The sequence below is a fragment of the Synechococcus sp. MIT S9509 genome (genome assembly GCF_047303035.1).
Lineage (GTDB): Bacteria > Cyanobacteriota > Cyanobacteriia > PCC-6307 > Cyanobiaceae > Synechococcus_C.
Window position 1 is genome coordinate 2,596,356 of record NZ_CP138940.1, and the last position, 20,685, is coordinate 2,617,040.

General features: G+C 60.4%; 23 protein-coding genes and 1 tRNA gene. 10 read left to right on the top strand and 14 right to left on the bottom strand.

Annotated features, from left to right (window positions below):
* Window positions 1-59: 59 nt before the first annotated feature.
* On the bottom strand, window positions 60-785 hold the full coding sequence (gene rph / locus SIB73_RS14410; RefSeq protein WP_413404054.1) for a ribonuclease PH: 726 nt from the start codon (window positions 783-785) through the stop codon (window positions 60-62).
* Window positions 786-929: 144 nt separating this feature from the next.
* Here rph and SIB73_RS14415 point away from each other — a divergent pair, with 144 nt between their 5' ends.
* Window positions 930-1,538, top strand: a complete 609-nt coding sequence (locus SIB73_RS14415; protein ID WP_413404052.1) for a cob(I)yrinic acid a,c-diamide adenosyltransferase — start codon at window positions 930-932, stop codon at window positions 1,536-1,538.
* Window positions 1,538-2,131, top strand: coding sequence for a dCTP deaminase (gene dcd / locus SIB73_RS14420; protein WP_413404050.1), 594 nt, complete (start codon window positions 1,538-1,540; stop codon window positions 2,129-2,131). The genes SIB73_RS14415 and dcd overlap by 1 nt, the downstream gene beginning before the upstream one ends.
* 29 nt (window positions 2,132-2,160) lie before the next feature.
* Here the strand turns inward: dcd and thyX are convergent, their stop codons facing one another.
* Entirely contained in the window at window positions 2,161-2,886 is a 726-nt protein-coding gene (gene thyX, locus SIB73_RS14425) for an FAD-dependent thymidylate synthase (RefSeq protein WP_413404048.1), read from the bottom strand.
* A 67-nt stretch (window positions 2,887-2,953) separates the two neighbouring features.
* Window positions 2,954-3,499: a thioredoxin domain-containing protein gene (locus tag SIB73_RS14430; protein ID WP_413404047.1), complete on the bottom strand. Its 546-nt coding sequence runs from the start codon at window positions 3,497-3,499 to the stop codon at window positions 2,954-2,956.
* A gap of 121 nt (window positions 3,500-3,620) precedes the next feature.
* Between SIB73_RS14430 and SIB73_RS14435 the strand changes: the two genes are divergently transcribed.
* Window positions 3,621-4,118, top strand: coding sequence for a hypothetical protein (locus SIB73_RS14435; protein ID WP_413404046.1), 498 nt, complete (start codon window positions 3,621-3,623; stop codon window positions 4,116-4,118).
* Here the strand turns inward: SIB73_RS14435 and SIB73_RS14440 are convergent.
* On the bottom strand, window positions 4,092-6,161 hold the full coding sequence (locus tag SIB73_RS14440) for a transglycosylase SLT domain-containing protein (RefSeq protein WP_413404045.1): 2,070 nt from the start codon (window positions 6,159-6,161) through the stop codon (window positions 4,092-4,094). The genes SIB73_RS14435 and SIB73_RS14440 overlap by 27 nt on opposite strands.
* Before the next feature lie 25 nt (window positions 6,162-6,186).
* Here SIB73_RS14440 and SIB73_RS14445 point away from each other — a divergent pair, with 25 nt between their 5' ends.
* Window positions 6,187-6,390, top strand: coding sequence for a hypothetical protein (locus SIB73_RS14445; RefSeq protein ID WP_413404044.1), 204 nt, complete (start codon window positions 6,187-6,189; stop codon window positions 6,388-6,390).
* Between the two features lie 86 nt (window positions 6,391-6,476).
* Window positions 6,477-7,865, top strand: a complete 1,389-nt coding sequence (gene glmM, locus SIB73_RS14450; RefSeq protein WP_413404042.1) for a phosphoglucosamine mutase — start codon at window positions 6,477-6,479, stop codon at window positions 7,863-7,865.
* On the opposite strand, the gene SIB73_RS14455 is transcribed toward glmM, so the two are convergent.
* The 4 genes from SIB73_RS14455 to SIB73_RS14470 are packed head-to-tail and all read right to left on the bottom strand — an operon-like array spanning window position 7,852 to window position 12,135.
* Entirely contained in the window at window positions 7,852-8,877 is a 1,026-nt protein-coding gene (locus SIB73_RS14455; protein WP_413404040.1) for a BadF/BadG/BcrA/BcrD ATPase family protein, read from the bottom strand. The two genes, glmM and SIB73_RS14455, sit on opposite strands and share 14 nt — an antisense overlap.
* Window positions 8,832-10,124 (bottom strand): IctB family putative bicarbonate transporter, encoded by a 1,293-nt coding sequence (locus SIB73_RS14460; RefSeq protein WP_413404038.1) that lies wholly within the window; start codon window positions 10,122-10,124, stop codon window positions 8,832-8,834. Before SIB73_RS14460 ends, SIB73_RS14455 begins: the two co-directional genes overlap by 46 nt.
* On the bottom strand, window positions 10,124-10,831 hold the full coding sequence (gene trmB / locus SIB73_RS14465) for a tRNA (guanosine(46)-N7)-methyltransferase TrmB (RefSeq protein WP_413404037.1): 708 nt from the start codon (window positions 10,829-10,831) through the stop codon (window positions 10,124-10,126). The genes SIB73_RS14460 and trmB overlap by 1 nt, the downstream gene beginning before the upstream one ends.
* Window positions 10,831-12,135 (bottom strand): FIST N-terminal domain-containing protein, encoded by a 1,305-nt coding sequence (locus SIB73_RS14470; RefSeq protein WP_413404035.1) that lies wholly within the window; start codon window positions 12,133-12,135, stop codon window positions 10,831-10,833. The genes trmB and SIB73_RS14470 overlap by 1 nt, the downstream gene beginning before the upstream one ends.
* 70 nt (window positions 12,136-12,205) lie before the next feature.
* Here SIB73_RS14470 and SIB73_RS14475 point away from each other — a divergent pair, with 70 nt between their 5' ends.
* Together SIB73_RS14475 and SIB73_RS14480 are read left to right on the top strand one after the other, a co-directional pair.
* Window positions 12,206-12,817 (top strand): DUF3177 family protein, encoded by a 612-nt coding sequence (locus SIB73_RS14475; RefSeq protein WP_413404034.1) that lies wholly within the window; start codon window positions 12,206-12,208, stop codon window positions 12,815-12,817.
* A gap of 2 nt (window positions 12,818-12,819) precedes the next feature.
* Window positions 12,820-13,110, top strand: coding sequence for a hypothetical protein (locus SIB73_RS14480; RefSeq protein WP_413404032.1), 291 nt, complete (start codon window positions 12,820-12,822; stop codon window positions 13,108-13,110).
* Here the strand turns inward: SIB73_RS14480 and ileS are convergent.
* Together ileS and SIB73_RS14490 are read right to left on the bottom strand one after the other, a co-directional pair.
* On the bottom strand, window positions 13,098-16,022 hold the full coding sequence (gene ileS, locus SIB73_RS14485; RefSeq protein ID WP_413404030.1) for an isoleucine--tRNA ligase: 2,925 nt from the start codon (window positions 16,020-16,022) through the stop codon (window positions 13,098-13,100). The genes SIB73_RS14480 and ileS overlap by 13 nt on opposite strands.
* A 22-nt stretch (window positions 16,023-16,044) precedes the next feature.
* Window positions 16,045-16,581, bottom strand: coding sequence for a Ycf66 family protein (locus SIB73_RS14490; RefSeq protein ID WP_413404028.1), 537 nt, complete (start codon window positions 16,579-16,581; stop codon window positions 16,045-16,047).
* Window positions 16,582-16,635: 54 nt separating this feature from the next.
* On the opposite strand from SIB73_RS14490, the gene SIB73_RS14495 reads away from it, so the two are divergent.
* Together SIB73_RS14495 and crtR are read left to right on the top strand one after the other, a co-directional pair.
* Window positions 16,636-16,717: transfer RNA gene (locus SIB73_RS14495), tRNA-Leu, on the top strand.
* A gap of 54 nt (window positions 16,718-16,771) precedes the next feature.
* Window positions 16,772-17,797: a beta-carotene hydroxylase gene (gene crtR / locus SIB73_RS14500; RefSeq protein WP_413404026.1), complete on the top strand. Its 1,026-nt coding sequence runs from the start codon at window positions 16,772-16,774 to the stop codon at window positions 17,795-17,797.
* On the opposite strand, the gene gatC is transcribed toward crtR, so the two are convergent.
* Genes gatC through SIB73_RS14520 form a run of 4 tightly spaced genes read right to left on the bottom strand, consistent with a single transcriptional unit; the run spans window position 17,798 to window position 19,845 of the window.
* The gene (gatC, locus tag SIB73_RS14505; protein ID WP_413404024.1) at window positions 17,798-18,091 is read right to left on the bottom strand and encodes an Asp-tRNA(Asn)/Glu-tRNA(Gln) amidotransferase subunit GatC; all 294 of its coding nucleotides are present in this window, start codon (window positions 18,089-18,091) and stop codon (window positions 17,798-17,800) included.
* On the bottom strand, window positions 18,088-18,876 hold the full coding sequence (locus SIB73_RS14510) for a creatininase family protein (RefSeq protein ID WP_413404022.1): 789 nt from the start codon (window positions 18,874-18,876) through the stop codon (window positions 18,088-18,090). The genes gatC and SIB73_RS14510 overlap by 4 nt, the downstream gene beginning before the upstream one ends.
* 44 nt (window positions 18,877-18,920) lie before the next feature.
* Window positions 18,921-19,064: a hypothetical protein gene (locus tag SIB73_RS14515; RefSeq protein WP_186539427.1), complete on the bottom strand. Its 144-nt coding sequence runs from the start codon at window positions 19,062-19,064 to the stop codon at window positions 18,921-18,923.
* A 4-nt stretch (window positions 19,065-19,068) separates the two neighbouring features.
* Window positions 19,069-19,845: a queuosine precursor transporter gene (locus SIB73_RS14520; protein ID WP_413404020.1), complete on the bottom strand. Its 777-nt coding sequence runs from the start codon at window positions 19,843-19,845 to the stop codon at window positions 19,069-19,071.
* Between the two features lie 189 nt (window positions 19,846-20,034).
* Between SIB73_RS14520 and SIB73_RS14525 the strand changes: the two genes are divergently transcribed.
* Window positions 20,035-20,670 (top strand): DNA-3-methyladenine glycosylase, encoded by a 636-nt coding sequence (locus tag SIB73_RS14525; RefSeq protein ID WP_413406116.1) that lies wholly within the window; start codon window positions 20,035-20,037, stop codon window positions 20,668-20,670.
* Window positions 20,671-20,685 lie beyond the last annotated feature (15 nt).

Below are 20,685 nucleotides of genomic sequence, written 5' to 3' on the forward strand. Positions count from 1 at the left end.
CGGGGAAGTTAAGGAGCGATGCGCGGTCACCCTGTAGCAACGAACACGGTTCTCCCGGCTCAGTCGCCATGCAGTGCATTCAGTTGTGCAGCCATGAGTTGCTGGAGCCCTGGTTCGGCTAGGTCCAGCAGGCTGTTGAGCTGCCTGCGACTGAATGGTGCGCCCTCGGCAGTCCCCTGCAGCTCCAGCAGATCACCGGCGTTGTTCATCACCACATTGAGATCCACATCGGCCCGACTGTCTTCGCTGTAGTCCAGATCAAGCAAAGGATTCCCCTCGACCAGGCCTACAGAGACTGCCGCCACCTGGTTGACGACCGGATTGGTGCTGATGTGGCCCTGCGCCAGCAGCCTTTCACAGGCCTTCTTCAGGGCGAGCCATGCACCGGTGATGGCCGCTGTTCTGGTCCCTGCATCTGCCTGAATCACATCGCAGTCGATCAGCAGAGTGTTCTCTCCCAATGCCTTCATGTCGATCGCGGCGCGAAGACTGCGACCGATCAGACGCTGGATCTCCTGGGTGCGTCCTGACAGTTTCATCAGTTCTCTGCGTTGACGATCTGGGGTGGATCCGGGCAGCAGGCGATATTCGGCGCTCAGCCACCCCAGTCCCTGATCCCTTCTCCAGCGTGGGACGCCGACTTCCTGGCAGACGCTGCAGAGCACGGTGGTGCGTCCAGTGCGCACGATCACTGAGCTCAGAGCGAAACCCATGGGATCCCAGTCAATCGAGAAAGCTCTGAGATCGGATGGCTGGCGACCATCGTTGCGCTGGGTGTCGCTCATGGGGAGACGGCTCGGAATCCTGAGCCTGCCAGTTGGAGTGGAGACACCATGGATGGTGTCAAAGGGATTGTGATTTGCGCTTTCGCCGCTAGATTCAAGTTCCGCTGGGTTGTTTTGATTCCAGCCACGACGGAAGCGACCCAGATGACCGCAAGCCTGAGCCCCAGCCATCGATCCCGTGGGCAGAGCGGTGCTGATCATCGGGATCTGAATCGTGCCGGCCTGCACCCACTGCCCTCACTCCAGCCTCAGCATCCGCTGCATCTGGTGGCCCCGGAAGGGCAGTTGCAGGTTCACACCGCCCCCTATCGAGGCAGTTTCGGCACAGTGCTCAGTCAGGCCATGCGTTCCGCAGGGCTTGGCAGTCGTGTCGCTGTGATGCAGTTCCTGAAAGGCGGCGTCGCCCAGGGCCCTGATGCCGCGATCACGCTCTGTGATCGCATGGTGTGGACAAGACCCGCCGTGATGGGATGTCTGTCGGATCCAGTCGGCTCATCTGACGCTGCGGCAGTGGATGCCGTTCAGGCGATCTGGCGGCTCTGCAGCCGCCACCTGGCCTGCGGAGATCTCGATCAGTTGGTGCTCGATGAACTCGGATTGGCCATTGCGCTCGGTTATCTCGTTGAGAAAGAGGTGCGCGACAGCCTGGAAGCACGCCCTGGTTCCATGGATGTGATCATCACAGGACCGTCAATCCCTGAATCTCTCATGGGTCTTGCGGATCAAGTGACCGAACTGCGAAGGGGGTTCTGATGCTCAAGAACGACCGATGGATCACTGAACAGGCTGCCTCGGGCATGCTCGAACCCTTTCAGAAAGGCTTGATCCGACATCTGGATTCTGAGCAGAAACTTTCACCTGTTCTCAGCTTCGGCTGCTCCTCGTACGGGTACGACCTGCGTTTGTCAGCTAAGGAATTCCTGATTTTCAAGCATGTTCCTGGAACAGTGATGAATCCCAAGCGGTTCAATCCTGCCAACCTTGAGCCCACTGAGCTTCACCATGACGAAGATGGTGACTATTTCATCCTTCCCGCCCATTCCTATGGCCTCGGTGTGGCTCTGGAAAAGATGAAGGTTCCGCCGAATATCACCGTGATCTGTCTCGGCAAGAGCACCTATGCACGGCTGGGAATCATTGTGAACACCACTCCAGCTGAAGCCAGCTGGGAAGGGCATCTCACACTCGAATTCAGCAACAGTTCAGGAGCTGACTGCCGCATTTATGCCAATGAAGGGATCTGTCAGCTGCTGTTTTTTGAGGGTGATCCGTGTGACACCACCTACAGCGATCGGCAGGGCAAATATCAACATCAACCTGAGAAAGTGACGCTCGCCAAGATTTGAATCGCCAGGAATGGTCAGTTCCGCCCCGATCAGGGCGCCAGACGAGCCTTGTGCAGTCTGTTTTTTTCGTACCAGTCAGCGAACTCAGGCGCCCAGCTCTGCAGATGGGGCCACATCAGATCACAGAGCTCTCTGATTTCCTGTTGTGCATCGAGTTTGGAGCGCAGGTCAAGGAAGTGAAGGAAAGCGCGCAGACTGAAACTGACAACAAAATGCTGTCGGTAGTCAAAGGGCAGAATTCCTCTGGCATGTTCTTCTGAGAAGCCTTCCCTTAACAGATCGCGGTAGCGTTCCGCCGCCTGTTGGCAGAGTTTCAGATCGATGCATCGTTGTTCATCGGCGTAGGTGTATTTCTTGCCCAGTCGGTCTCGGTACTCCCCCACCGGACGCAGATAGAACACTTCCTCGAGATCCAGTTCTCCGTCCGCAGCCCGGCAGATGCGTTCACCGGTGTAGCGCATCGATTGAACATCAAAACTCACCCCGACCCTGTGCGTCCGAGCCTGCTGCATCACCGAATGAGGGAACCAGCCCACGTTCAGCACGATCTGGGCATGTTCCAGCGGGCCGTAATGGCCTTTCATTCCACCAAGCAACCGCTTGATGCAAATCTCCCCGGCCCTTGTTTCGTTCGGCCACTGGTCGCGTTCCATCACCACGAAACCTTCGCTGTAGTCCTGGTGCATGCCGGCGTACACGCTCTGCTGAGGATTGGGTGTAGCGGCGATCAGTTCGACCCGGAAGCGGGAATCCATGAGGTTTTGAGGTTTCGGGTACGGGATATCGGTTGATCATCGCCTTTTCGGTCGGCCATGACTGGAATTACGCGTGACTTCGTGGGCCGGTGGAATCTTTCGTGGCCGTCTCAGGGAGAGGACTGGTACTGCCAAAGCCAGCCAGAGCTGGAAGTGGGCTGCCGTCCATCAAGGCAGTTGCAATGGAATTCAGCTCGGTTTCACTGCGGCCGCCGAGTGATCGACCACGCATGGTGCCGTCCGCAGAGAAAAGGTTCAGCTGAGGAATGCCTGTCACGTCGTAACGATCAGTCAGGTCCAGCCAGCGCGGGTTGTCGATGTTGACCAGAACCACATCCAGATCGGCACTGTGGCGTTGTTCAACCTCAAGCATCGCTGGAGCCATTTCGCGGCAGACCTCACACCAGTCGGCATAGAACTCGAGAATCGTGGGTCGACCATTGCTGAGAGCCACTTCCGGCGGCAGGGAACGCCTGGCGAGCTGATCGAGCGGCGATTCGATTGAACCACCGTTGCGGACCAGAAAAAGGCCCACGGCCAGGACCAGGGCTGCAGCTAGCAGCATGCTTTTCTGCCATGTGGTGAGGCCGGAGTTTGAAGCGCTGTCGGTCATCGCGGACTGACATCAGTGACACCACTCTGACAGGACAAACCGCTTGCTGTTGCTAGCGTCTGACCGCAGAACCTCGCGTCGTTGATCGACGTTTGTCCGCCGCGAATCTGCTTTCAAGCTGATGCCCGTTTTGCGTTTTCTCCTGCTGCCGCTTCGGGCTCCGCTGCTGATTCTGCTGTTTGTGGTGTCGCTGTTCCTCGGCCATCACTGGGCCATCCAGGAGGCCTGGCTGGCTGAGGCCCATTCGATTTCGGTGAGCACCTTCTGGGCACTCGAGATCATCCAGGCCGTGGTGGTGGTTGTGATCTGCACGATGCCGGACCTGCTGCTTCGTCAGCTTTCAATGCTGATGGCATCCAGTCGAGTTCTCAGTCTGGTGGTCACGCTCACGTTGCTCATCACCGTGGGTCTCTACGTCCTCAGCCTCAGCCTGCTGTCGGATGTGCTGATCCTGGGGTCCGCCACACTGCTGGCACGCCTCGATCTGAGTCGTATCAAGGTGGTTCCCCCTCCGCAGCTGATGGCCTTCTGGCTGGCTGTGATTGTGATCGCCGGGATCTGGATCGGGCAGGATCTGCCCAATCCCCCCAGTTCACTCGGTGCAGCGATCGGTGCCTGAGCTGTTGTTCAGGTAGGCCCAGACATTGCCGAGAACTTTCTTGGTGTAGATGCGGGTTTCCGGGTACGGAATGCGCTCGACCCACAGTTCAGGATCGTCGTTCAGTTCAGCACTCAGCCACGATCCCGCCGCCCCCGGCCCGGCGTTGTAGCTGGCCACTGTCAGCCAGGGGTTGCCCTGCCAACGCTCCAGAAGACCGGTCAGATAGCGCGCACCCAAAACGGCGTTGCGTCCTGGATCTTTCAGGTCATCGGTACTGAGTTCTTCTCCTGCCACTTCTGCGGCCGTGGTCGGCATCAGTTGCAACAGCCCCACGGCACCAACGGGAGAAGCCACGCCTGGAGAGAACCGAGATTCCTGGCGGGCAACAGCCAGCAGCAGTTCGAGTCGCACCTTTTCCTGTTCCGACGCTTCCAGGAACTGAGACTGCAGCGGTCGAGGGTGAAGGCTGTCCTGGAGAAGATGAAGAGTTTTGCAGTCCGGTGACACGATGCGCAGATTGGCTTTCCATAGCCGGTCGAGACCGGTCCAGTGGTCATTCACGCCCAGCCGCAGCCGTCCTTCCAGCAGGAGCTCCTGAGGTGATGGATCGGCATTGTCCCCAGTGCTGCGCCAGGTCTCCCAGGCTTCCTGATTCATCTCGAGTCGCCAGAGATCGTCCACCAGGGAACTGCCGCTGGCGAGAGGGCTCCAGCTCCGCTCAGCGTTCACACGAACAGACTTGGTCGCATCGCTGAGATTGTCTCCTGAGAGCAACGGCAAGTCGCCAGCCCCAAGCCTGGCCTGAGCTCTCCAGGTGTAGTAACCCGGTGGTTGCTCCTTGGTCAGTCTCTGCCAGATCTGTCTCGCCTTGTTGTTGTCTCCGAGTTTGTCTTCACTCATCCCCAGCCAGAACTGCTGGCGCGCACGCAGGGGTGAGGGCAGCTGTTCGGCTGGGATCGCAGTCAGCCATGACCTGGCCAGTTCCCACTGGCCTGAGAGGAGCGCCGTACGAGCCAGATCCCATTGCAGTTGCCAGCTGGCCGGATGGTCCGGCCAGCGATTCAGCACGGAGAGGCCTCCCTTTCCTCCTCCCAGGCGGACCCTGGCGGCGGCCACATCGGCTGATCGTTTCTGAAGCGAGTCAGGTAAGGCGTCGATGAGGGCCTGTTTCGGACGCAGGGGTTCGCTCAGCAGCGCTGCGGACTCCAGTGCTTCCTGGCTGTCTGGATGATCCTTGGCCAGCTCAAGCAACATCGTTTCACCACGCTGCTGCTGACCCTTGTCTCCCCGCAGGAGTGCGCGCCCGATTGTCAGAGCCTGCGGCGCTGCCAGAGGTGTGCCCTGAAGACAGAGTTCAGCGGATCGACCGTCACCGAGCTCAGCCAGGGCCGCTGCCAGTTGCAGGCGCTGCTGCTGCTCGAGTGCTTCGCCGCTGATGGCCCCACAGGCCTTGCGAAGCAGCCGCTCCGCTCCAGGCCAGTTGGCTCCCCAGCGAGCCAAATGCAGGGCACTGGACTGGATCATTGCCTGATAGGCGTCGTCAGGCAGTTCGGCGGCGGCCGCCAGAGCTGCGGGGTGGGCAGGTTGAAGTCTGAGCAGTTCCTCCCTCAGTTGCGGCTGGCGATCCGCAAGGTGATAACGGGCATCGGCACTGACCGCTGCGGTGGGAAAACGTCGGAGCAGATCGAGCCAGTGCTGTTGTTCCTCCCGCTCAAGCCCCAGTGACCTTGCGGTCAAGGCTTGTTGCTTGAGGGCGACGGCGGCCAGTGGAGCTGGCCCCCAGCCCTGGCCGCCCAGCAGACGTCTGCGCCTCTGGGGGGACTCGCTGCTGCGGACTGCCAGCATCAGGGCCGCTTCGCGTCGCTGCTCAGGGTTTGAGGACCAGCGGTAGTGAGACCAAAGTTGCCTGTCGCTCAGCAGTGGCGTGATCGGAGTGTGCTGACTGCGCAACATGGCGCGGCCGCTCAGGATCACCAGAACAGTCAGAAGTGTGGTTCCACCGAGAAGAAGCGGTCCGCGGGTCACTCGAGCGTTCAAGCCATGGCTGGAAACTGCTGGCATTCTGTGCCCAGCGGGATCGAACTGGATGGTTGCTCAGCGTCGGCAACCGCGGCCTGGCCAGCGCCAACGCCTGCGCCTGGCTGTGGCCTCAGGGCTCGCTGTTGTGGTCTGGAGTCTGCGCTGGCTCTGGCCATTGCAGTGGCTGCCTGGCTGGGTGGTGCTGCTGGTGGGTTTGTGGGCCCTGCTGGAACTGGCAGCTCTGCTGCTTGTCCCCCGGCGATGGAACTGACCGGCATCGTGCGGCTGTGGCCCTGTCACTGGCTCAGTGATTGGTTGTCTCAAGACTCTTAAGGTTCAGTCCACATATGAGACCTCATGGCCTCGATCGCTGCCCACCCGCTCGGTTCACTTCAGTCCCCGGAGGCCAGTTTCGGGACAGACGGTCTGCGTGGTCGTGTCGGTACGGCGATCACACCCGCTCTGGCCTTGCAGGTTGGTTTCTGGTGTGGACGCGTTCTGCCGCCGGATGGTCCGTTGTTGATCGGGATGGATTCCCGCTGCAGCGGTTCGATGGTTGTGGCAGCTCTGACTGCAGGACTCACGGCTGCAGGTCGTGAGGTCTGGACTCTTGGCCTCTGCCCAACTCCGGCGGTGCCGGGTCTGATCCGTCGCTTGCAGGCGTCGGGCGGGCTGATGGTTTCGGCAAGCCACAACCCGCCCGAAGACAATGGCATCAAGGTGTTCGGGCCGGACGGCAGCAAGCTGGGTTCCGAATTGCAACGCCGCATCGAATCCGGTTTACGTGGAGAGGTTGATGCTGCCGGGGGGATGAGCTCCTGTGGTGCTGCAAGCCACCGCTCTGAATTGCTAGAGCACTATCGCGAGAGCCTGCTGAGCAGCGTTCAGCATCAACATCTGGACGGCGTGCCGATCGTGCTCGATCTCTGCTGGGGCTCAGCAACTGCCTGTGGCGCAGACGTTTTCCGCTCACTGGGGGCCGATCTCACCGTGCTCCACGGCGTCGCCGACGGTGAACGCATCAATGTGGGCTGTGGTTCCACCCATCTGGGACCGCTGCGTGAGGCGGTGATCGAACGCGGTGCGGCCATGGGCTTCGCCTTCGATGGCGATGCCGATCGGATGCTTGCCGTTGATGGACGTGGTCGGGTTGTTGATGGTGATCATGTTCTGTATCTCTGGGGATCGGTGCTTCAGGACAGCGGCGCTCTGCCTGATCAGCGCCTGGTGGCCACGGTGATGTCAAATCTCGGATTCGAGCGGGCCTGGCAGTCCAGAGGGGGACAGCTGCAGCGGACTCCTGTGGGTGACCAGCATGTTCACGCGGCCATGGTGAGCAGTGGTGCAGCCCTCGGCGGTGAACAGTCGGGCCATATCCTTTCCTCCGCCCATGGACTCGCCGGTGATGGAGTTCTCACGGCGCTTCAGCTCGCCACCCTTTGTCATGGCCAGCAGATGACACTCGCCGACTGGCTGGATCGCAGCTTCCAGGCCTACCCCCAGAAGCTGGTGAACGTGCGGGTGCCAGACCTTGCGCGTCGCAAGGGTTGGGCCGAGTGTGCTCCTCTGAGGGATCTCGTCGACGAGGCAGAACGTTCGATGGCCAATGACGGCAGGGTGCTGGTTCGCGCAAGCGGTACCGAGCCTCTGTTGCGGGTGATGGTGGAAGCGGCCGAATCAGATGTGGTGGAACTCTGGACCGGCCGTTTGGCCGAGGCGGCCGATCGCCATCTCAATGTGGCCTGAGCGAGGAACGATCCAGGGCGCAGGCCAGTGCACCATCACAGGCATCCCCCGATGCTGATTGCCAGTTGCTTCCCGGCATCAGTTCAAACACCGTCTTGTCGACGAGTTTCCGGAACTCCGACAGGTGCTCCAGTGCTCCCCCTCGCGCTCCAAGTGACGGTTGATTCAGGTCCAGTGCGTTGGCGGTGGCTGCTGCGGCCTGAGCGAGCGCGGAGGCAGATCTCTGCAGAATTGCCAGAGCGGCTGCATCTCCCTGAGCCGCTGCGTCGTCAACCAGGGGCGCCAGCTTCGCCTGATCGGCGACCCCATGGCCCGGGCTGACCACGCGAGCTTTTAGATCGGCGGCGCTGCTGCAGTTCAGAGCATCCCAGAGCCGCTGGCGCAGGGCGCCATCAGGAGCACGGCCATCGGCCATCATCACGCTCAGTTGCAGCGCCTGGTGGCCGATATCGAAGGCAGACCCTGCGCCGTCCAGTCTCCAGCCCCAGCCCCCGCAACGGTGCTCGCTGCCATGCGCGTCCCGGCCAACCACGATCATTCCGGTGCCGCTGATCAGCACGATGCCCGCCCGATCGGGGAATGCGCCACGCAATGCGGTGCGTTCGTCACCGGTTGCCAGACAGCGCGATTGGGGCAGCTGCAGTTCTGAAGCGAGCATCGCTCCGCCCCTGGCCTGAAGCGGCGTGCCGGCCTCGATACCGCTGGCGCCAATGGCAGCGGCAGTGATCGGTTCCGCCTCGCTTGGATCACGACCCAATCGCCGTGACCAGTCGAGTCGTGCTCTGTTGAAACTGATGCGGATGGCGGAACGAAATCGCTCTTCGCCGTCAGCGGCATCCAAATGGCTGACTCCAGGCCCTGAACCGTTGCCGACCGTACGCAGCTGGCCGTCCTCCCAGGCACTTAACCTGCAGCGGCAGAGGGTCTGTCCTGCATCAAACCCGGCGAGTATGGAGATTGGTGTGCTCAAGGGTTCCGATGCATCTGGCTCAGAGTGGCCAGGCAGAACCATCCGCTGATCTGCACTTCAGGGCGGAAGAAGATGGTGTCGGCTGCACCCTGGGTCAGCAGTCCGGCGATGGCCGCCAGGCAGCCCAGGCAGGGGAGGGCAAGTTCTGATTCTGCAGTCAGTGCTCGCCAGCCATTGCGAAGACTGGCGACCCCGAGGCCGAGGCAGGCGAGCAGGCCAGGGATGCCTGTCTCCACCAACAGTTCAAGCGGTACTGAATAGGCGCTGAGGGCATTGAATTTCGGTTGCTGATAAAGCGGGTAAACGCTGTTGAAGGCGGCATTCCCAGGGCCGATGCCGAGCCAAGGGCGGTCCTGGATCATGTCGATCGCTGCCAGCCAGACGTTGATCCGGAAATTGTTGGAACTGTCGCCTCGACCTGCCAGCAGGCTGGCGACTCTGGTGCGGATCGGTTCAACCTGTGTGGCGGCAAAGGCGAGCACCACGCCAGTGACAACCAGCAGAGCCAGGGGCAGAATCCGACGCCAGAACGCCGGCCAGTGGCGGATGTACCGAAGCAGCAGCAGCAGCAGCATCACTCCGACTGAGGCCACCATTCCCAGCCAGCCTCCGCGGCTGTAGCTGAACAGTGTTGAAGCGCAGCCCAGAACCAGTGCTGTGGCTGCATAAAGCCTGGACCCCAGGCCACGCCATCGAATCATCGCCACCATGGCGATGGGCAGGATCGGCACCAGGTAACCCGCCAGAAGATTGGGATTGCCCAATGGTCCGTAGATGCGGATGGTGCCCTCCGCCACCGAGTTGGGATCGGCCCAGCGAGCCAGCTCTTCAGTGGGGGCATAGAGCTGGCGCAAGGCCAGCACGCTGCTCAGCAGAGATCCGCCCAGCAATGCCGCCACAAGACGGTCCCAACAATGGGGACTGACGCTCAGTAGCTGGCGCATCAGGGCATAGACCCCGAGGTAACTGATCAGTTTGAGCAGTCCTTTGGCGGCGGCGCTCGGTACCGGTGAAAGACCTGTTGCCAGTACGGCCACAGCCAGGAACAGCAGCAGCCAGCCACTGATTGCGCCGATGCGAGCGGGAGTTCTGGTGAGTGACCAGAGCACCCAGAGGGCTCCACAGGCCAGCACGATCAGGCCCAGGCCGGCGCGCGTGAGCACCGGAAGTCCAGCCATCAACAGGATCAGAACGATCCCTGCCAGCTCGCTCAGGCGCTTCTGCTGTTCTGCTGATCCTGGAAGAAGGCCTTGCCAGCGCAGCAACCAAGGGGCCGAAGCCTCAGCCATCAGTGTTCGAGAGGAACATCAGCCGGATTATCGACCCGTCGCCAGGCGATCTCCAGTTCTTCCAGCTCCGGCAGTGGCTGTTCGTTGCGCCGGTACAGCACCCGGTAAGCGGGAAGACCCTGCTCCTCCACATAGCGCTCGCGTTCCGTTGGCACCGGCAGGGGGTTGTCGGCTCTCCAGGGACGGGTGTCTTCGGCGGGTCGGTCGAAGCAACCGCTCAGTTCGACCAGTGTGACCATCGGTTCCACGACCTCCAGCACATCGCTTTGCAGAAACAACTCGCGGCTGGAACTGAGAGCCCCAGCGATGGCCAGTAGAAGCGAGGGCTGCATCACCCGGCGTTTGCGGTGCCGCCGCTTGAACCAGGGATCCGGAAACTGAATGCTCACCAGCTGCAGCTGATCCGTTTTCAGCTCTGCAAGCCAACCCTCCAGGCTGATGTTCGCATTGCAGAAGAGGTAGTGAAGATTATGACGCTCAAGTCTGTCGCGGTCACGCTGGGCTGCCAGTGCGAGCGGACGCCTGATCTCCACACCCAGATGATTCCAGTCTGGTTTCAGTGCTGACAGCTCCAGCAGACAGACGCCCCTGGCGCAGCCGATATCCAAATGGATGGGACGATCGGCATCGTCAAAGAGCTCTTCAGGTCCGGGCAGTTGCAGAGGCAGCTGAAAAAAGCGGCTGAGGGGATTGACGTGCTGCCGCATCAGGACCGCGTTGCACCTTCGGGAGGGTCGCAGCGCAGAAGACCCCAGCAGGCGGTGTAGCCATGGAGATGCGTGGCGCCCCCGAGTGGTCCGATCTCGCCGTTGCAGAAGCTGCCGGCAACCGGAAGTTGCGAAAAGACATCGCGAGCGATGCTCACATCGCCATCGGGGCTGCCGAACAGGCCCTTGCCCCGACCCAGACAGGCGAACAGCAATCCAATCAAGGGTGCCTGGTCTCCGCGCTGATCTCTGGTGGTCTGCAGCAGCTGACGGGCTTCCAGTCGAGAGGCCTGCGCTTCACGCAACTGGAACTGCACGTTTTGTCCGGCACGAACGCGATCGGCAACGGCAACTGCGCCGTTGCGTGGATCCACCCCGATCAGATTGCGCACCAGAAAAGCTCTTGCGGGTCGATCGCCCGAGGTGCCGCCATGACTGAGCCCGGCGAGCATGGCGTCGGCAATCAATTCTTCACGTTCAACGCCGAGGAACAGTGAGTGCTGCACCAGCTCCCTGTCTTCGGCGCTGAGATCGGCGAGGACACGTTGCAGGCATGCCACAGGGCTGGCGCGTCGGTCGCCGTCACTCAGTTCGAGCAGAACGTTGCGTTGAGCCTGTTCGATGGCGAACACCGGTCCGATCGGTCGACACCCCTGGGCCACAACTGGATCCAGGCTCCAGGTACCGCCAATGCTGAGTCCCACCGCTCCTCCGACAACCTGATCTCCGCAAAGCAGGGACCCATGATCGGCGTTGTGAGGCAAGGCGATACCTCCGACTTTGGCGATGCCGGGGTAGGCGTAATCCAGTCCGCTCACCAGATCGTTGATGGCGTTACAGCCTGGATCGAGCAGCAACAGCATTGAACGGCTGCTGGAGGGACTCACTCCCACCCAGTCCTGCCAGTTCTTGGCAGCTCCATCGAGATCGGGCAGCTGGCTGCTGTCAAGACTGAAGCTGTTCAGTTCAGCTCCTGGAAGGTTGAGGAGACTGATGCTTAGAGCTGGCGTGCGTTCTACTTCATGGGCTTCGCCTGAGGTCGTGGTGCCAACGACGCCACCGCCAAGACAACCCAGCCAGTGTCGGGCGTTGAGGCGTTTTTGCAGCAGCGGCAGCAGGCGGGTCAGATCGCTCGCGAAGTGACTCGAGATGAACACGAGTGCAAGATCCGCTTGGTTTGATCCCAGAGCGCTGCTGACTTCCCGTGCCGCATCCTCAAGAGAAGGCTTGCTGGAAAGTGCATGTCGGCATCGAGCCTGCAGCCCGCGGCTCCGGAACCAGTCGACAGGATTGAACCGAACCATGGTCTGGACCTTACCAATCCTGTCGACCTGCTGGATGACCGTGATAATGGCCCTCTGATGTCCCTGGCCGGTGTCCGATTTCACAACACGCACCCTGGTGTGGCTGACCTATCGCCTGGGGGCGACGATTGCTCTCGGTATTCCTCTTGTGCTTCTGATCTGGTCGGGGTTTCGACGCGATCCCGCCCTGGTGAGATTGCTGGGGATCTACTGGAAAGTGGCAAGCCTGCTGGCCATCAGCGTGCTGTTGCTGACCGATCAAAGGCCGATCGGCTATCTGACGGCATTTCTCGCGCCACTTCTGATGGCTGCGTCTCTCTGGTTCTGGGTTGATCTCAATGAGGAGCTGGCCGACAGCCCTCCTGGCCGTGCGCTGCCGTTCACGGTGCGGGTGTGGCGATGGGCTCTCACATTGTTCGCCCTGTTCGCCGCCGTGATGTCAGGTTCGGCACTGGGCTGCACCCGTCAGCTCGACACAGACGCCTGTCGGGTTTGGCTGGAGGCGCCCCAGGGACTGCATCGCGTCGCCGAGCGCGTTTTTGATTTTGTGTTCGGTGGTGAGTGGACGATGGCCGTGGCTGCCTTCATCGGCTATGTGGCGCTCGTGGCCTACGGCGTTGGTCTGCTGCAGTGGGCTCTGGTGCGTCTTCCCAAGCAGGGAAGAGTCGCTGGGGACTTCTGAGCATGGAGACCATTGCCCTGGTTCAGGAGCTGGAGGAGCGCACGCGCTTGAGGCCTGATCGGGTGGTCAGGCTGCATGGATCCGTGGGGGATGAGCCGTTTGAACTTTTGATCTTTCGCGGCTTCAGCAGCAGCACGACTCACCCAACAGCCTTTGATCCAGATGCCTCTGTGCTTCCAGAGGGCACCTGTCTGGAATGGGGGGAACTGCTTCAGGGACCCCTCAACCCCGCAGGTGAAACACGTCTTGCCGGCCCCCTGAATCCGCAAGATTTGCTGGCTCAGATCAGCTGATGATCCCGACGATTCAGAACACCGCAGCAGCGCCCGCACAATGTCGGATGCTGGCTGTGCTGACCGACATCGCCCTCGTAATGCCAGCAGCGTTCACATTTGATCCCACGTGCTCTGCTCACCTCGATGATCGCTGAGTCGTTCGTCTGGTTCGCCAGAAGTTCAGCCCAGGGCTCGCCTCCTAATTGCAGTTGTGACACCAGGAGCCAGTCGCGCAGACCATCCGTTTCAGCGTCGCCGCTCTCATTCAGCCAGTTCAGTGCTGACTCAAGCTCCTGGTTGCGAGTTTCGATTCTGACTGCTGCCTCCAGCGATGCCCCGAGTTCCTGCCGGCTGCGGCAGTCCTCCAGGACTCTGTTCACCGCGGCACGAAGTTCGCGCAACCGCTGAATCGGTTCACTGAGGCTGGGATCGCGCCAGTCGGGTGGAACTGTTGGCCAGCCACGATGGAAAATCGAGATCTCTTCCACCTTGTAGGGCAGGTTCTGCCAGATGTCCTCGGCCATATGGCACAGCACAGGAGCGATCAGCCCGGCCAGCCGTTCGATGATCAGAGACATCACGGTCTGGCAGCTACGTCGCCGTTGGTCAGAGGGTGCGCTCACGTAAAGCCTGTCCTTGGCGATGTCGAGATAGAAGTTCGACAGGTCGGTCACGCAGAAGTTCTGCAGCAACTGAAAGAAGCGGAAGAATTCATAGTTTTCGAAGGCCTCCGAGATCTCATCCATCACTTCAGCGGTGCGCTGCAGCATCCAGCGATCCAGCAACGGCAGTTCCGCCACGGGAACGGTGTCGGCGGCCGGGTTGAAGTCGTGGAGGTTGCCCAGCAGGTAGCGGCTGGTGTTGCGCACCTTGCGGTAAACATCGGCCAGCTGTCGCAGGATCCCTGCACCGATCGGCACATCAGCGGAGTAGTCAACAGAGCTCACCCACAGACGCAGCACATCAGCGCCGTAGGCAGGTTCCTGTTTCTGATTCTTGCCGCCTTCGATAATCACCATCGGGTCGACAACGTTGCCGAGCGATTTACTCATTTTGCGGCCCCTCTCATCCAGGGCGAAACCGTGGGTGAGCACTCGCTGGTAGGGCGCATGACCATTGACCGCCACCGAGGTGAGCAGTGAGCTCTGGAACCAGCCGCGATGTTGATCGGAGCCCTCCAGGTACAGATCCGCCGGGTAGTGAAGGGTTTCTTTCTGGTTGGACACCGCTGCCCAGCTGGAGCCGGAGTCGAACCACACGTCCATGGTGTCGGTGCCCTTGCGCCATTGCTCAGCCTGACCGGCATAGCTGGGTGGCAGCAGATCAGCTTCGTCTTTTTCCCACCACACATCGGCACCGTGTTCGCCGATGAGCGCTTCGATGTGAGCCACTGTGTCGGCGTTGAGCAGCACTTCGCCTCCACTGCGGTTGTAGAAAACGGGGATCGGCACACCCCAGGTGCGCTGACGTGAGATACACCAGTCGCCACGTTCCTTGACCATCGCTTCGATGCGATTCCGCCCTGAAGCGGGTGTCCACTCGACCTGATCAATGGCATCGAGGGCCTGCTGCCGGAAGCCGTCGACGGAGGCGAACCATTGTTCAGTGGCACGGAAGATCGTGGGCTTTTTCGTGCGCCAGTCGTAGGGGTAGCGGTGTCCATAGTCCTCCTGCTTGAGCAGTGCTCCCGCCGTCTCAAGCGCGTCGATGATTGCGGGGTTGGCATCCTTCAGCACGTTGAGGCCGGCGAAGGCTCCCGCTTCTTCGGTGAGGGTGCCTGCTTCGTCGACAGGACAGAGAACAGGCAGCCCGTTTTTCTGGCCGGTGTGGAAGTCATCGACACCATGGCCAGGAGCGGTATGCACCAGACCAGTGCCTGATTCCGTGGTGATGTAGTCGCCGCCTATCACCAAGGGACTCGTGCGGTCCAGCAGAGGATGGCGATACGTCAGGCCAGCGAGCAGTGCCCCTTTGATCGTTGCCTTGCGCGCGAGTGGCAACTCGAGGGTTGCAGCAAGGGAGTCGATCAGGTCTGCGGCAACAACTAGCAGTCGCCCCTGGCCATCGTCTGCCAGGGCATAGTCCAGCCGCTCGTTGACCGAAACCGCCAGGTTGGCCGGGAGCGTCCATGGGGTTGTGGTCCAGATCGCCACCTGAAGTGCCTGCCCGAGCGCATCGGCCTCACTGGGCAAGGTGATGCCCGCCGTTGTCAGGGTGTCGCGCAGCGGCTCCGGCAGTTCAACTGCCGGAAAGGCGACGTAAACGCTGGGGCTGGTATGCCCGTCGGGGTATTCGAGTTCAGCCTCCGCCAGTGCTGTGCGTGAGCTGGGACTCCAGTGCACCGGTTTCAGGCCCCTGTAGATGTGGCCTTTCAGAACCATGTCGCCGAAGACCCTGATCTGGGCGGCTTCATAGTCCTTCTGAAGGGTGAGGTAGGGCTCTTGCCAGTCGGCCCAGATCCCCCAGCGTTGAAATCCTTTCATCTGGCTGTCCACCTGCTTGCGGGCGTAGGCGGCAGCCTTCTTGCGCAGTTTGATCGGAGTGAGGCTCTGGCGCTGCTCCTGATCCATCGACTGCAGCACCTTCAGTTCGATCGGCAGGCCATGGCAGTCCCAGCCTGGGATGTAGCGAACCTTGCGCCCTCGAAGAATCTGATATTTGTTGATCACATCCTTGAGAACCTTGTTCAAGGCGTGGCCCATGTGCAGGGGGCCATTGGCGTAGGGAGGCCCGTCGTGCAGCGTGAAGACCGGCCCTGGGTTGTTGAGGCCGAGCTTCAGGTCGATGCCCTGCTCGGCCCAGAAGGACTGCAGCTCCGGTTCCCGCTTCACCGCATTGGCGCGCATGCCGAAGCTGGTCTGCAGCAGGTTGAGCGTGTCCTTGTAGGAGGGACGTCCTTCGGCGTTAGCGTCGCGCGTCTCCTTGCTCACGGTTGGGCAGCTGCAGACGGAATTATCCGTCCTCGCTGGCCGACTTGGGTGGGTTTGACTCTTTCGGCTGTTCCAGGGCGTTTGAAACAGTGTTCTCCGGCACCCCTTGCTGATCGGAGTCCTCTGGGCGAACCCAGCGTTTGCCACTGCGGCTGCTGCCCTCTTCACGGTTGGCAGCCGGAGCGAGCGGTTTCAGGCTGCCAAAAGCAGCTTGGAGATTGCCCAGCAGGGCGGTGACAGACGTCCCGAGTTGTTGCACGCTTGTCGCCCAACGTTCCTTTGAGCGCAGGCGCTGTTGCTCCTCCTGGCTGAGACGCTGCCAGCGTGCTTGGGCCACTTCCGTGCCGAGTCGGCTGATCAGCAAAGCGCTGCAGATGACGGCGAGCATCGGTGCACCGCGCAGACGGTCACTGCTGGTCACCAGAACCAGGCCAAGCAGAAGCACGATGCCTCCCCAGATCCCATCTCTGGGCCTGCTCAGTTCAGTGGCGACCAATGGCAGAAGCACCACTGCCAGGCCCAACAGCAGACAAAGGTCTCCAGCGATTGTGGCCAGCATCAAGGTGCCCGCATGTCTGAGTGCATTCTGGTTCTCTGCCTAAAGTTGCAACCTGCCCATCTGGCGGAATTGGTAGACGCGCTGGTTTTAGGTACCAGTGGCTTCGGTCGTGGGGGTTCAAGTCCCCCGGTGGGCATCCGTTTTCCTAATTTGGTTTCACTTACTGCAATCAGCCAATCACCCCTCGCTGATGACCCAGGCCCTCGTACAACCTGCAACGCAAGGCTCTGAGACTCGCTTGCGCTCTGTGCCGAGGGAATTCCTGGCACCACCGGCAGCGTTGAACCTCACAGTGGTGTTGTTTATTGGTGGTTACGTGCTGGCTGCACTGACCGTCTGGGGCTGGTTTGCAGCGGGTTGGCCCTTGCCTGTCCTGTTGACCACAGGTTTTCTGGCTCTGCATCTGGAAGGCACGGTCATTCATGACGCCTGTCACAAATCGGCGCATCCCGTTCCCTGGATCAATCAGGCCATGGGGCATGGTTCAGCTCTGTTGCTCGGGTTCAGCTTTCCTGTTTTCACAAGGGTTCATCTTGAGCATCACGCCCATGTGAATGATCCCCACAACGATCCTGATCACATCGTGAGCACCTTCGGGCCGCTTTGGTTGATCGCTCCCAGATTTTTTTATCACGAGTGGTTTTTCTTTCAGCGCCGGTTGTGGAAACGCTGGGAATTGGTGCAGTGGGGTCTTGAACGCAGTGTGTTTCTGGTGATTGTGCTTGCTGCGGCCAAGTTTCAATTTCTCCCTTTCATCTTCAACTGTTGGTTCGCTCCAGCCCTGATGGTGGGTGTGACCTTGGGACTCTTTTTTGATTACCTCCCTCACCGACCTTTCACCTCGCGCAATCGCTGGAAGAATTCCAGGATCTATCCAGGCCGGCTGATGAATTGGTTGATCATGGGTCAGAACTACCATCTGATTCATCATCTCTGGCCATCAATTCCCTGGTTTGATTACAAACCCGCTTACGAGGCAACAAAGACTTTGCTCGACTCAAAGGGTTCACCTCAGCGCCTGGGAATCTTTGAAACACGGCGCGACGGATATAACTTTCTCTACGACATTCTGGTTGGAGTGCGCAGCCACAAACGGCGCAGGGGCAAGATGCGTCGTGTGGCCAGATTCATGCCTTTGAGACGTTTACAGCGTCCCTGGCTTGGATTTGTGAACCAGATTGCAATTAAAACCGAGCAGAGACGTTCTTCTCGCTGATCACTCCGCCAGAATTTTTGGAACGCGGAAAAAATCTCCTTCTCTTAGGGGTGCTTGCTCAAGAAGTTCCTCACGCACCTGAGTTGGTTCCACCTTGTCTTCTCTGGTGGCGTTGACCACTTCCACGGCTCGGGTTGTTGGAGGGATGCCTTCGGTGTTCACACCCTGGAGCTGATCCACATAATCAAGAATTCGCTCAAGCTGACCTGTGTAGGTCGCGATTTTCTCTTCGGCTAGATCGAGGCGGGCCAGATGGGCCACCTTGCGTACGTCGTCGGCTGTGATCTTGCTCATGCAGCAGCGAGAAACTGTTCAAGATCCTCGCGCAACGCCATCGCTGCTGTGTTCAACAGCTCCTGGCCATGTTCGGGTCTGGCCAGAAAGGGGTCTGATCCCATGCGTCCGTCCGGGTAACGGCGGCGAAAGTCCGCTGGCCCATGAATCGAACCGCAGGGGGCTGCCTCCGGGAGCGATCTCTGCTTGCTGATCAGGCTGTCATGGAGGTGAAGGGTGACGGCAATCTCACTGGGAGTGGCGTGTTGTCCTTCGCGGTTGCCATAAAGCTCTCGGGCACGCCGCATCACCGGACCGGCCATGAACCAGTTCGCCAGCCTGCAGCGCAAACGCGGAGCCACCTCCAGGCCGCGGCTTGCGGCGCTGCCGTAGGCCTGGGCGAAGGCGGCCTTGGTTGTGGCGATATTACCGCCGTGCCCGTTGACCACAAGGATTCGTTCGAAGCCATGGGTGGCGAGTGAGATCACAAGGTCATGCATCACCGCCAGCAATGTTGCGGGCTGCAGGCTGATGGTGCCGGCAAACCCCAGATGATGTTCGGCCATGCCGAAGGCCTGCACGGGCGCGACGAGAACCCCGCTTAGGCGGCCCAGCTCGAGCGCGACTGCTTCGGCGGTGAGTGCATCGGTGCCGATGGCTCCTGTGGGGCCATGTTGCTCAGTGGACCCCAGGGGAACAATGATTCCCTTGCAGTTCTGCAGATACTGATCAACATCAGGCCAGCTCTGCAGAGCGAGGCGAATGGCATCTTTGCTGGCGGCAGGGCCGGGGAGGATGGAAGGCATGCCGAGCGTGGCGTTGGCGTGATGAGCGATCGTGAGAGCTGGCTTCAGTGAGCTGTGCCGTTGCCGTCGTATTGATCGGTGTTGTAGTAACCGCCCTGCGTTCCGAAGAACAGGGTGGCTGTCACAAACAAACCGCTGCTGAACAAAAGGACGGTGCCCAGGTTGAAGCCGGAAAGTGCAGCATCCATCGCGTCAGATCAGTTTCTCCAAGCCTGGCAGCGGATTGGTGCTTGTCATCACTTGCATGCAGGGATCGTCATCGCCTCCGATCTCACTGCCGCTGCAGGGAATCTCAAGCCACTGCCTCAGTCGACCTGTGATCCAGATGAACGGCAGGGTGTCCGCCAGTGCAGCGGCTGACTTGAACAGATAACCGCTGGCGATGAAGGAGATCAGTTGCGGCGCCACCGGCTCACCGGGCCGCATGGGTAGAACGCCTGAGGCGAAATGGCTGATCAGTACAACAGCGCTCGTGTCCACCAGCTGGCTCACCAGCGTGGAGCCGTTGTTGCGCAGCCAAAGGGCCTTGCCGTTGCTCACTTTTTTCCAGAAATGGAACATGCGCACATCCACGAACTGAGCCGTCAGATAGGCCGCCATGGAGGCGATCACTGATCCGAAGGCCAGTCGTTGGATTTCGAAAAAGGTGGCATCAGGCGCTCCCTCCACTCCGGGCAGTACTCCTCCAAGCCAGAGGATCAGCACGACCCAGCCGTTCAGCAGCAGGCCAACCCAAACCACCTGCGCGGCACGCTTCTCTCCCCAGAGCTCACTGATCAGATCCGTGCAGAGAAAGGTGATCGGGTAAGGCAGGGCACCTACAGCCACCACCACTGGCCAGGAGCCGATGTGCCCCAGTTCGAGGAAACGGGTCAGGCCAAGAATGTTCAGCATGCCCAGCGTCCCCAGAAACAGCCCGGCGAGCACCAGAAAGCAGAACTCTCGCCGTTGCTGAAGCGCTGGATTCATCCCTGACAGTGACCAGTGCTTTCAGGCTGCCAGGTTCCGTGCACGCTTGTTGTTGCCCGGACGCTTCGGAACGGAGCCGACAAGTTGCCTGTCGCTGCGAGATTCTGAGTTAAAGAGACCTGCATGGCCCCTGAGTTTCCATCACGACGCTGCAGCTAGGGCTCTGACGCTCTCGCACAAGCAACACTCATCCTCACTCAACCCGTCACTTCAGATTTCCCCGCTCTTACTGAACCCTTTTTCTGCCGTCCTGCGGAGGCGGTGGGACCTGAGTTGGTTGGCTGCCGCCTGGTGAAACGAGAGGGCGATGGACGTCTGCTCTGGGGCGTGATTGTGGAAACCGAGGCGTATTCGCAGGATGAACCTGCCTGCCACGGCTACCGGCGCCGCTCACCTCAAAACGAAACCCTGTTTGGAGAACCTGCTCGGTTTTATGTGTATGTGAGCTATGGCATCCACCACTGCGTCAATGTGGTGACCGACCGTGCTGACTGGGCGAACGGCGTGTTGTTGCGTGCTGTGGCATTGCCTGATGAGCCTGAACGGATCGCGGCAGGGCCAGGTCTGCTGGCCCGCCGGTTTGGGATCGATCGCCGTTGTGATGGTCTCTCGGTCTGCGGTGATGGTGACCTCTGGCTGGCCTCACGTCCGGTCGAGCTGAGCCATCCTGTCCTGGTCACCACCACCCGGATCGGGATCAATCAGGGCCAGGAGCTTCCCCTGCGCTGGTACCTACAGAACAGTCGCGGCGTGAGTAAGCGGGCCCGAGGTGATCGTTCCCCGAAGCTCGCAGAAGCTTTCTGCGTCGGTTCGCTGTGCAGCTGAACACTGCGGATCTAC